We start from the raw sequence: 11,328 nt of genomic DNA on the forward strand, positions 1-11,328 counted from the left end.
GCAAACGAGCAAAGCCTGACAAGAAAGGCACTCGCGCTCAGTTCGGTACGCCTCTCTCTGCGCCAGCAACACGTTGTTTTTCAACAATATCACATCAAACCGGACTTTCGCTGCAGACCCAAAGTCTGGCAAACGTCGAACTCACAACCTGCCGGACATAACTGCCGTTTGTTGCCTCACGCGCAAGGCCCGATTTTGCACATGCTGCGATGTCGCCTGAGATCAACTTCGGAATCGGTTGGTCTGACTGAGCATTATGCGGCACCGGTATTCCCGGTGCCGAAGCTTCACTTGCGCTCAGCTACACTGCTTTGGTAGCGGTCGAGCTCTTTGATCAAGGCTTGACCATTCGGGATGTTTTCACGTGCAGTAAACTCATCCCAGATTGCACCAAACGGCATATCTTTGAATTCTTCGGTGACCGCCATGCGCGTCGTAAAATCAAGTGCGTTTTCTGCGGATTTCAGTGTATCCAGCGGCATCAGCAGTGCTCTAAGCAGCGCCTTTTGCATATTGCGGGTGCCAATGACCCAGGCTGCGGTCCTGCTGATCGTTGCGTCGAAAAAATCCAGACCGATATAGGTGCGATCCAGCAGATCCGCGCTGACAAGCTCCTGCGCCATTTGAAGAATATCATCGTTAAGCAGGATCACATGGTCACTGTCCCAGCGCATCGGGCGGGAAACATGGAGCAGGATTTCATCAAGTGACAGGGAAACCGAGCTGAGTTTGTCGGCGATGTTCTCCGTCGGGTGGAAGTGACCCATGTCGAGGCACAGAAGCGTTCCATTTCGGATCGCATAACCCATGTAGAATTCGTGACTCCCCACGGTGCAGGCTTCAACACCGATCCCGAAGAGCTTACTTTCGACCGCGTCGAGCATCTGCGACTTGTCCTGACCCGGGGCCAACATCGCATCGAGGGATTCCTCCAGACGCGCCCGTGCGGACATGCGATCGACGGGTGTGTCCTTGTAGCCGTCAGGTACCCATATATTGTTCACGCATGCCGTGCCCAGGGCAGCACCCATCTGTGCGGCAATATCCCGGCAACGTTTGCCGTGCTCAATCCAAAAGTCCCGTATGCCCTTGTCCGAATGGCTAAGCGTCAGGTTGTCATCCGCCTTGGCATGGGCAAAGAAGGTCGGGTTGAAATCCAGCCCAATGCCCTGTTCCCTGGCCCAATCGACCCATGGGACAAAGTGTTGGAACTCGATCTCGTCACGATCAGGGTTGGTGTCAGTGTCCAGGTACATCGCGTGCAGGTTCAGCCGGTGTTTGCCGGGAATCATCGAATAGGCGAACTCCAAGTCGGCGCGTAATTCATCCGGTGTGCGCGCGCGGCCAGGATGATTGCCTGTCGCTTGTATCCCGCCTCCTGAGGTGCCGGTCTTTTTCTCGAAACCCACGACGTCATCGCCTTGCCAGCAATGCATCGAGATCGGGATAGACTTCAAACGCATCAAAGCTTCTTCGGCATCCACGCCCCAGTCAGCGAAGGCCGCCTTTGCTGATTCATAGCTCATGGTCATGTCCTATCGCGTAAATGCTTGGACGTTACCGGCATCCACATTGATGATATTGCCGGTGGACTTGGCCGAAGTTTCGGCGGCAAAGAAGTAGCAGGCCTCGGCAATATCCTCTGGCAAAACAGAGCGTTTTAGCATGGACCGCTGCCGATACATCTCCTCCAGTCCGTCCTTGTCGGTGCCGTAGGTGTCTGCGCGTTGCTCGAGCCAGTCGCCTTCCCAGATCTTGGATCCGCGCAGTACGGCATCCGGATTGACGACATTGACCCGGATACCTGCCTCGGCACCTTCAAGCGCAAGACAGCGTGCCAGATGAATTTCCGAGGCTTTGGCGGTGCAATAAGCCGCAGCATTCGGAGAGGCGGCAAGCCCATTTTTGGAGGCAACAAAGACTACTGCCCCGCCCATGTTCTGGACCCTCATCATCTTGAACGCTTCACGACTGACCAGGAAATAGCCCGTGGACAGGATGTCCATATTCTTGTTCCACAAAGCCAGTGAAGTTTCTTCCACCGGTGCAGAGGATGCGATTCCAGCGTTGGAAACGAGGATGTCGACCCCGCCAAATTCGACAGATGCATCTAAGAATGCTGCCGCAACAGCCTCCTCACTTGTGACATTCATGACTACACTGCGAACCGCATCTTTGCCGTAGCAGGCAGCCAGGTTTTCCTGAGTTGATGCAAGCGCGTCTTCGTTGATGTCGGCCAGCACCACGCAGGCCCCTTCGCGCAAGTAGCGCTCGGCGGTTGCGGCTCCGATACCGCCCGCACCACCTGTAACAAGCGCCACACGACCTGCAAGCGACTTGGGTTTCGGCATACGCTGGAGCTTTGCCTCTTCGAGTAGCCAGTATTCGATGTCGAAGGCTTCCTGTTCCGGCAGCCCCTGGTATTCACTGACGGCCGAGGCGCCGCGCATCACATTGATTGCGTTTACATAGAATTCACCGGAAACGCGGGCCGTCGCCTTGTCTTTGGCAAAGGTGATCATGCCGACCCCGGGCACAAGGTAGACCACGGCATTCGGGTCGCGCAGCGGCGGGCTGTCGTCGTGTTTGCAGCGGTCGTAGTAGGCGGCATAGTCCTTGCGGTAAGCTTCGATCTGATTGGGCAAGCCTTCCAGAACGTCTTCGATGTTGCTTTTCGCCGGATCGAATGGCACCACCAGGGGGCGAATTTTCGTGCGCAGGAAATGGTCGGGGCAAGAGGTGCCCAGTGCGGCCAGCGGCTTCATGTCCTTGGCATTGACAAATTCAAGGACAGTTTCGCTGTCGTTGAAATGGCCGACCATGTGCTGGTTGCCGGACACGAATCCGCGGATGGAAGGCATGAGTTGGGCGGCGATGGCGCGGCGATCGGCAGCGGGAAGGCTCTTGTGGATCGATCCGCCAAAGGGCGCGACATCTTCGCTGCGTTCGGCCAGCCATTTCGTCGCGACATTGATCACGTCGATGGTCTGGTTGTAGCATTCTTTTGCCGTGTCCCCCCATGTGAAGAGCCCGTGACTTTCCAGAACGACCCCGTCGGCTTCAGGGTTCTCAAAGCAGAACTTTTCCAGCCAGAGACCCAATTCGTAACCCGGCTTCTTCCACGGCAGCCAGCCGATCCGGTCGCCGTAAATCTCTTTCGTGAGTTCTTTGGAGTTCTTCGACGCAGCAATCGCAATGATCGCATCTGCGTGGACGTGGTCCACATGTTTGCGCGGGACATAGGCGTGCAGCGGCGTATCAATGGAAGCCGCTCTTGGGTTCAGTTTGAATGTACAGTGCGGCAGGTAGCCGACCATTTCATCCTCGAACTCGACGCCGCGATATAGTGACTTCAACGCTTGCAACTTGTCCATGTAGAGCGTGGCGAAACCGTCCATCTTGATCGAGCCGATGTCGCCACCCGAGCCCTTGACCCATAGCACCTCGACGTCTTCACCGGTTAATGGGTCGGTCTCCATTACTTTGGCCGAAGTGTTGCCTCCGCCATAATTGGTCACACGCTTGTCCCAGCCCAGGATGTTCGAGCGATATAACAACAGCTCCGATTCGCTCATCCCCTCTGCCGTTTCGTCGTCCCAACGGCTATCAAGAAGCTGAGTTTCCAGTGATTTCAACATGTTTCCTCCCGGCGGACGCCGCGCGCCCCTCAATGCGTTCGCTCAAATGCTGGCGTCCGCGTGGCAATTTGTCAATCATAAATGAGCAAAAACAATCACTATATCGCTTGTCATGATTGTTAATGATTGTTTTTGATTGACATATGTGTCGAATCCCTACAGTTTGCGTTATCAGGGAGGACGGCAAATGCACGAGAAAGAACGCCATACGATCATTCTGTCAGCGGTCGAGGAGCGGCCTGTTGTTACAGTGGTCGAGCTGTGCAATCTGACTGGCGCATCGGAGGCGACGATCCGGCGTGATATCGCGACGCTTGATCAGGAAAAGCAGCTTCGCCGGGTGCGGGGCGGCGCAGAGGCGCTAAGCCCGCCGCAGTTCGTCGGTCTGGCCGGTCGCCCGTTCTCTGTAAATGAAACGATGCGAATTGCCGAGAAGCAGGCGATTGCCGCAGCGGCCGTAGATCTTTGCGAAGACGGGGATGCCATCATTATCAATGGCGGCACGACGACTTTTCAGATGGTCCACCCTCTGGCAAGCCGCCGGATGCAGGTGTTCACCAATTCTTTCCCGATCGCCGAACATCTGCTCAAGCATTCCAAGAACACAGTTATGTTGTCAGGTGGTACGATCTACCGCGAACAGAACATCATCCTTTCCCCTTTCGACAATGATGTGACACGCAATTTCTGCGCCCACCGCATGTTCATGGGGGCCCAGGGTCTTGGCGCGCTGGGACTTATGGAAGCGGATCCGTTGTTGATCCAGGCGGAGCAGAAGCTGATCGGGCAGGCCGACGAACTGGTCGTCCTGGTCGATAGCTCGAAATTCCAACAGCGCTCCAGTCTTGTTCTTTGCCCGCTGAACCGGATCACGACAGTCATCACCGATGACCAAATCTCCGACAAGGCGGCAGCCATGCTCGAGGCTGCCGAAGTCAAACTCATCGTCACCCAATCAGGGGGCTCTCAAAAGAACGTAGCCTCATAAGAGGGTGCAAAAGCGAACGTATAATAGGGAGGAAACCAATGAAACGTCGCACTTTTACCAAACTCACTGCAGGCCTGAGCCTCGCCGCCAGCCTCATGGGCACATCTGCCATAGCGCAGGACGATCTGCGCATCGCACTGGTCGTCAAAGCACTTGGGATTGGCTTCTTTGAGGCCGCCGCCGAAGGCGCAAAGGAAGCAGCTGCTGAACTCGGTGGCGTCGAGGTCATCTATACCGGCCCTACCGACACGACGGCAGAAGGCCAGATCGAGGTTATCAACTCGCTGATCGCGCAGGGCGTTGATGCGATTGCGGTTTCTGCCAACGACACCGACGCGCTTGTGCCGACGCTCCAAAAGGCAATGAATCGTGGTATCACCGTTATCTCCTGGGACTCCGGTGTGGCTGAAGAGGGCCGCCAGATTCACCTGAATCCGTCATCCAATCCGCTGATTGGCAACATGATCATCAAGCTGGCGGCCGATCACTTGCCCGATGGCGGTGATGTCGCCGTCCTGTCGGCAACCACCACCTCCACGAACCAGAACATCTGGATCGAGGAAATGAACAAGGTCATGGGCAACTATCCTGGCGTCAACGTCGTGGCCACGGTGTATGGTGATGACCTGGCCGACAAATCCTACCGTGAAGCCACTGGTCTGATGCAATCCTATCCCGACCTCGATGCAATCATTGCTCCGACGTCTGTGGGTATTGTGGCCGCAGCACAGGCGGTCGCGGATGCGGGCAAGATCGGCGAAGTCAACGTGACGGGCCTTGGCCTGCCGTCGGAAATGGCCGGTGCGATCGAAAGCGGCGCATCCAAGTCCTTTGCGATTTGGAACCCGATCGATCTGGGATATTCGGCAACCTACATCGCTCACGCTCTGGCTTCTGGCAACGCAACGGCGGAACCGGGTGCGGAAATTTCCATTGGCCGCGTGGGCACAATCACATTGGACGAGACCAATTCGGCCGCAATGGCTGATCCCTTCGTCTACGACGCGTCCAATATCGACCAGTTCAAGTCGATCTTCTAAGCGCTCAAACCGAGAATCCGGTGCGTGGAACTGCTGCGCCCCGGACGCCCCTAAACTCAGAAAGCCGAGACTTTCGATGCTCAACCAATCGGACATGATCCTGCCGACAACAGGCGTGACAGATGAAAAAGCGGTTTTGGCGCTCGACGGGATTACGAAGACATTCCCGGGTGTCAAAGCCCTGTCGGAGGTCTCCTTGCGGCTGTTTCCGGGGCGCGTCACCGCACTGATCGGAGAAAACGGCGCGGGCAAATCGACGGTCGTCAAGATTCTGACCGGAATCTACCAGCCCAACGGTGGTAGTATTCTGGTCGACGGACAGCCAACCGCCTTTCGGATTCCACAAGCCGCAGCCGACAACGGCGTGACGGCCATTCACCAGGAAACTGTTTTGTTCGACGAGCTTTCGGTCGCCGAAAACATCTTTCTCGGCCATGCACCGCGCAGCAAACTCGGTCTGATCGATCTCAAAACCATGGTCAACAAATCGCGCGATGTCCTTGAAAGCATCGGCGCGAATATTGATCCTGAACATAAGCTCAAGGATCTCGGCATTGCGAACAAACACCTTGTGGCCATTGCTCGGGCGCTGTCCATCAACGCACGCGTGGTTATCATGGACGAGCCGACCGCAGCGCTGTCTCACAAGGAAATCGAAGAGCTCTACGAACTAGTCGAAAGCCTGAAGGCTCAAGGCAAGGCGATCTTGTTCATCAGCCACAAGTTCGACGAGATATTCCGGATAGCGGACAATTACACCGTCTTTCGCGATGGCCAGTTGATCGGCGATGGCGCGATTGCCGATGTTACAGAGGCGGATCTCGTGAAAATGATGGTGGGTCGCGATGTCAGCCAGATCTTCCCAGCACGTACGCCCACACCGGGTGAGACAGTGTTGAAGGTGGAGAATTATGCCCACCCAACGGAATTCGAGGACATAAACTTCACCCTGCGCAAGGGTGAAATCCTTGGGTTCTATGGGTTGGTCGGCGCAGGTCGCTCTGAGTTCATGCAAGCCCTATTCGGTATCACGCGCCCTTCCGCCGGAAGGGTAGAGATCGAAGGCACAGCAGTGCAGATCAACTCTCCCGCGGATGCTGTCGACAACGGGATTGTCTATGTGCCTGAAGACCGAGGCAGACAGGGCGCGATCCTGGATCTGCCGATTTTCCAGAATGTAACATTGCCTTCCCTCGGGCGTATTTCTGGCAACGGGTTTCTCAAACTGGCCGAGGAATTCAAGCTGGCGCGCGAATACACCGAACGGCTCGATCTGAGGGCCGCATCGCTTGATACCCATGTCGGCAACTTGTCGGGCGGCAATCAGCAGAAGGTTGTGATCGCAAAATGGCTCGCAACGCAGCCCAAGGTCATCATCCTTGATGAACCGACCAAGGGAGTCGACATCGGGTCCAAGGCCGCTGTGCACGAATTCATGGCGGAACTCGCCGCGCAGGGCCTTGCCGTTATCATGGTCAGCTCGGAAATCCCCGAGGTCTTGGGTATGTCCGAACGCGTAATCGTGATGCGTGAAGGCCGGATGGTCGCTGAACTGGCAGGCGATGATCTGCAACCGGAAACACTTGTCCGCCACGCCGCAGGCATCTGAAGGAACACGCCATGCTCAAACGGTTCATGACTTCACGCGAGGCACTTTTGACCGGGGCGATCATCCTGTTGCTTGGCCTGATCTCTTCACGGTTTCCGGGCTTCATCGCGCCCGCCAACCTCATAAATGTGTTCAACGATACCTCGCCATTGATCCTGTTGGCGATTGGCCAGATGATCGTCATCCTGACCAAATGCATCGACCTCAGCGTCGCGGCCAACCTGGCGCTGACAGGCATGGTTGTCTCAATGCTCAACGTCGCGGCACCCGGCTTGCCGATTACCGCGATCCTTGTCATCGCCGTGGGTCTTGGCACCCTGCTTGGCATGTTTAACGGCCTCCTCGTATGGAAGCTCGCGATTCCGCCAATCGTGGTGACGCTTGGGACAATGACCATTTTCCGCGGCATCATCTTCGTGATTTCCGACGGCAAATGGGTAAACAGCCACGAGATGAGCGCTGCTTTCAAAGCCTTCCCTCGGACGCAAATTCTTGGGCTGCCTGTTCTGGGATGGATCGCGGTCATCGCCGTCATCGGCTTTACGGTAGTCATGACCCGGACAACGCTGGGGCGGGCGTTCTACGCTGCCGGTGGCAATCCACATGCGGCGACTTACGCTGGTATCAATGTAGGCAAGACCCAGTTCTGGGCTTTCACGATTTCTGGCGCGTTGGCCGGTCTTACCGGCTACCTCTGGGTATCGCGCTTTGCGGTGTCATATGTCGACATCGCAGGCGGGTTTGAGCTGGATGTGGTTGCGGCCTGCGTGATCGGTGGCGTGTCGATCATGGGCGGGATCGGCACAGTTGCCGGCGCGCTGCTCGGAGCCCTGTTCCTCGGCATCATCAAAAATGCTTTGCCGGTCGTCGACATCTCTCCCTTCTGGCAACTGGCCATCTCTGGCAGTGCGATCATCATCGCGGTCGCCTTGAACGCACAGGCCAACCGCGAAAAGGGCCGCATCATCCTGAAACGCGCGGAGCATGCAACATGAGCACCATTGACCGTCACATCCCGGACCGTCTCCAGTCCCCGCTGGAACAGAGGTTGAAAAGCTGGGAAACCCTGCTGCTTCTGGTCGCTATCGGCATTTTCGTCGCCAACAGCTTGGCCTCGCCCTATTTCCTGAATGCCTGGAACCTGAGCGACGCTACGTTCAATTTCACCGAAAAGGCGATGATTGCATTCGCGATGGCGCTGCTCATTATTTCGGGGGAGATTGATTTGTCTGTCGCCTCGATTATTGCGCTGGCATCCACTGCAATGGGTTTTGCTGTGCAGGTCGGCGTCGGGACACCCGGGCTCGTGATGATCGGCCTTTTGGTTGGTCTTGTATGCGGCGCCTTTAACGGGCTTCTCGTCACACGAATGGGGTTGCCCTCCATCGTTGTGACCATCGGCACGATGAGCCTGTTCCGGGGTATTAGCTTCATCGTGCTGGGCGATCAGGCATTCCGCGGCTATCCGTCGAGCTTTTCGTGGTTTGGGCAGGGCTATGTCTGGTGGGTTATTTCGTTTGAATTCGTTCTCTTTGCGATCATCGCGCTGATCTACGCGGTCCTTTTGCACAAGACCAATTTTGGCCGCGCCGTATACGCAATCGGCAATAATGCAACCGGCGCTATGTTTTCCGGCATCCGGGTGCAGCGGGTAAAGTTCATTCTGTTCCTGCTGACGGGCCTGATGTCCGGTGTCGCGGCGATCTGTCTGACCGCTCGGCTCGGCTCCACTCGGCCGTCCATCGCGACGGGATGGGAGCTTGAGGTTGTTACCATGGTGGTGCTTGGCGGGGTCAGCATCCTGGGTGGATCAGGCACGATTGTCGGAGTCGTGATAGCCGCGTTCGTCATGGGACTGGTGACCTTTGGGCTGGGCCTGTTGAACGTCCCAGGCATCGTGATGTCCATCGTGATCGGCGCGCTTCTGATCGGCGTCATCGCACTGCCGCGCCTGTGGTCCATGTGGCGGGCTCGATAATGGAGAAATATGCCTTCAAAATGTTTCTGAACCCTGGCTGCCGCGCGGAGTACGTCAAACGCCATGAGGAGATTTGGCCAGAGCTTGTCACACTTCTGAAAGAAGTCGGCATTTCCGATTATTCCATCCATCTGGATGCGGAGACGAACATCTTGTTCGGTGTATTGTGGCGCAAGGACAGCCATTCCATGGACAACCTGCCGAACCATCCGGTCATGCAAAAATGGTGGGCGTATATGGCTGACATCATGCAGACGCACTCCGACAACGCTCCGGTGGCCACGCCCCTGGAAACCGTCTTTCACATGTCATGACACATCATGTCGCCGTCATTGACATCGGAAAGACCAACGCAAAACTCGCGTTGGTCGATCGGAATAGCCTTACCGAAATCGCGGTGATCACGCGCCCGAACAGGGTCCTACCGGGTCCACCCTGGCCGCATTTCGACGTGGAAGGTCACTGGGAATTCCTGATGGAAGGGCTGCGCGAATTTCATGCAACCAATGGCATCGATGCCATCTCAATCACGACCCACGGTGCCTGTGCTGCACTCCTCGATAGTGATGGAGAGCTTGCCGCACCGATCCTCGATTATGAGTTTGCCGGTCCGGATGAAATGGCCGACCGTTACAACGCAATCAGGCCACCATTCTCAGAAACCGGCTCGCCGCAATTGGCAGGCGGGCTGAATATCGGTGCTCAGTTCTTCTGGCAGTTCCAGTCAGATCCCGAGTTGAAAGGAAGGACGCACAGGATCGTTACCTATCCGCAATATTGGGGCGCGAAGTTGACCGGTGTGAAAGCAACAGACGTCACGTCGCTTGGGTGCCATACCGATCTCTGGAATCCGCGCGAGGGCATGGTTTCTTCTCTGGTCGCCTCCCTGGGCATCGAAGACAAACTCGCCCCGGTCCGCAGACCAACCGACCTACTGGGACCGATCCTACCGCAGATCGCCAGTCTAACGGGTCTGTCGCCCGATACCCCGGTTCTCTGTGGCATTCACGATTCAAACGCCTCTCTGCTGCCCTATGTCCTTACGGAACAGCCCCCATTCAGCGTCATTTCCACGGGAACATGGGTGATTGCAATGTCAGTCGGCGGCAAAACCGTGTCGCTTGATCCTGATCTTGATACCCTGATCAACGTGACAGCTTTGGGCGATCCCGCACCTTCAGCCCGGTTCATGGGAGGCAGGGAACACGATCTGACAACCGGGGACACATATCCCACCCCGACGCAGCAAGACTTGGACTACATACTATCGCACAACGTCATGCTTTTGCCTGCCGTCTCCGCTGAAACAGGGCCCTTCAAAAGGCAGCGGTCCGGTTGGTCTGGTCTTGAGCCTGAAGCAGGCACCGGTGCCCGCGGTGCTGCGGTTGCCCTTTATCTTGCATTGGTAACCGCTGAATGCCTGTCGAACATCGGCCACGATGGAAAAACCATTGTCGAAGGTCCATTTGCGAGCAATCGCCTCTATCTCGAGATGTTGAGCATAGCCGCGGCATCTGATGTGTATCGCGCTTCTGGAACCACGGGGACCAGTTCCGGAGCGGCCTTGCTCGTACCCGGAGTGAAACCAGCCAAACTGATCCAAGATACCCCTATCACTATCCCCGCAAGAAGAGCTGTTTCTTTGCAAAGCTATGCGGAACAATGGCGCAAGGTTGTGCAGTGTCGATCTCAATAATGAAACAACACAGATTCGGCGATCAGAAGAGCCACTCATTTTGGCGCAAACGAATACTTGGTGGACCTATGTTGTATTCGTAAAGGTGTGACTTTTGGCAGAGCGCAATGCTTGCAATGTCGGTACCACACGTTTTGCGTCCAGTCTTTACGTTCGCCAAGCCGCTGAAATGCGCTCAAAGCCGTTATGCGGCAATGCAGAAAACAGATCGGCTTCAAGCGAATGTGGATGTCGGCTCTCAACTTCTCAGCTTAATCGTTTCGCGCATGCGGTGAAAGTCCGGAAACCGCCGATATTGTTGAAAAACAACGTGTTGCTGGCGCAGAGAGAGGCGTACCGAACTGAGCGCGAGTGCCTTTCTTGTCAGGCTTTGCTCGTT

9 protein-coding genes are annotated in these 11,328 nt (G+C 56.2%); 7 read left to right on the plus strand and 2 right to left on the minus strand.

Annotated elements, in window-relative coordinates:
* Positions 1–287 precede the first annotated feature (287 nt).
* Both ACR0ID_RS19970 and ACR0ID_RS19975 read right to left on the minus strand, forming a co-directional pair.
* Entirely contained in the window at positions 288–1,526 is a 1,239-nt protein-coding gene (locus ACR0ID_RS19970) for an L-rhamnose isomerase (RefSeq protein ID WP_480608271.1), read from the minus strand.
* 9 nt (positions 1,527–1,535) lie between these two features.
* Positions 1,536–3,638, minus strand: coding sequence for a bifunctional rhamnulose-1-phosphate aldolase/short-chain dehydrogenase (locus tag ACR0ID_RS19975; RefSeq protein ID WP_480608274.1), 2,103 nt, complete (start codon positions 3,636–3,638; stop codon positions 1,536–1,538).
* A 187-nt stretch (positions 3,639–3,825) separates the two neighbouring features.
* On the opposite strand from ACR0ID_RS19975, the gene ACR0ID_RS19980 reads away from it, so the two are divergent.
* From ACR0ID_RS19980 to ACR0ID_RS20010, 7 genes are all read left to right on the plus strand, one after another.
* Positions 3,826–4,626: a DeoR/GlpR family DNA-binding transcription regulator gene (locus ACR0ID_RS19980; RefSeq protein WP_480608277.1), complete on the plus strand. Its 801-nt coding sequence runs from the start codon at positions 3,826–3,828 to the stop codon at positions 4,624–4,626.
* A 38-nt stretch (positions 4,627–4,664) separates the two neighbouring features.
* The gene (rhaS, locus tag ACR0ID_RS19985) at positions 4,665–5,666 is read left to right on the plus strand and encodes a rhamnose ABC transporter substrate-binding protein (RefSeq protein WP_480608280.1); all 1,002 of its coding nucleotides are present in this window, start codon (positions 4,665–4,667) and stop codon (positions 5,664–5,666) included.
* A gap of 76 nt (positions 5,667–5,742) precedes the next feature.
* Positions 5,743–7,275: a sugar ABC transporter ATP-binding protein gene (locus ACR0ID_RS19990; RefSeq protein ID WP_480608283.1), complete on the plus strand. Its 1,533-nt coding sequence runs from the start codon at positions 5,743–5,745 to the stop codon at positions 7,273–7,275.
* An 11-nt stretch (positions 7,276–7,286) separates the two neighbouring features.
* The gene (locus tag ACR0ID_RS19995; protein WP_480608286.1) at positions 7,287–8,270 is read left to right on the plus strand and encodes an ABC transporter permease; all 984 of its coding nucleotides are present in this window, start codon (positions 7,287–7,289) and stop codon (positions 8,268–8,270) included.
* A complete protein-coding gene (locus tag ACR0ID_RS20000) occupies positions 8,267–9,253 on the plus strand; it encodes an ABC transporter permease (protein WP_480608289.1) in 987 nt (328 codons plus the stop codon). The genes ACR0ID_RS19995 and ACR0ID_RS20000 overlap by 4 nt, the downstream gene beginning before the upstream one ends.
* Complete coding sequence (gene rhaM / locus ACR0ID_RS20005; protein ID WP_480608292.1) at positions 9,253–9,567, plus strand: L-rhamnose mutarotase; 315 nt, start codon at positions 9,253–9,255, stop codon at positions 9,565–9,567. Before ACR0ID_RS20000 ends, rhaM begins: the two co-directional genes overlap by 1 nt.
* On the plus strand, positions 9,564–10,949 hold the full coding sequence (locus ACR0ID_RS20010) for an FGGY-family carbohydrate kinase (protein WP_480608294.1): 1,386 nt from the start codon (positions 9,564–9,566) through the stop codon (positions 10,947–10,949). The genes rhaM and ACR0ID_RS20010 overlap by 4 nt, the downstream gene beginning before the upstream one ends.
* Positions 10,950–11,328: the final 379 nt, after the last annotated feature.

Source organism: Ruegeria sp. AL2 (genome assembly GCF_056540845.1).

What these genes read in the sequence shown, in the direction of transcription:
- ACR0ID_RS19975 (WP_480608274.1), bottom strand. Translation starts at nt 3,638, where the DNA reads ATGTTGAAATCACTGGAAACTCAGCTTCTTGATAGCCGTTGGGACGAC.
- rhaS (WP_480608280.1), top strand. Translation starts at nt 4,665, where the DNA reads ATGAAACGTCGCACTTTTACCAAACTCACTGCAGGCCTGAGCCTCGCC.
- ACR0ID_RS20000 (WP_480608289.1), top strand. Translation starts at nt 8,267, where the DNA reads ATGAGCACCATTGACCGTCACATCCCGGACCGTCTCCAGTCCCCGCTG.
- ACR0ID_RS19980 (WP_480608277.1), top strand. Translation starts at nt 3,826, where the DNA reads ATGCACGAGAAAGAACGCCATACGATCATTCTGTCAGCGGTCGAGGAG.
- ACR0ID_RS19970 (WP_480608271.1), bottom strand. Translation starts at nt 1,526, where the DNA reads ATGAGCTATGAATCAGCAAAGGCGGCCTTCGCTGACTGGGGCGTGGAT.
- rhaM (WP_480608292.1), top strand. Translation starts at nt 9,253, where the DNA reads ATGGAGAAATATGCCTTCAAAATGTTTCTGAACCCTGGCTGCCGCGCG.
- ACR0ID_RS20010 (WP_480608294.1), top strand. Translation starts at nt 9,564, where the DNA reads ATGACACATCATGTCGCCGTCATTGACATCGGAAAGACCAACGCAAAA.
- ACR0ID_RS19990 (WP_480608283.1), top strand. Translation starts at nt 5,743, where the DNA reads ATGCTCAACCAATCGGACATGATCCTGCCGACAACAGGCGTGACAGAT.
- ACR0ID_RS19995 (WP_480608286.1), top strand. Translation starts at nt 7,287, where the DNA reads ATGCTCAAACGGTTCATGACTTCACGCGAGGCACTTTTGACCGGGGCG.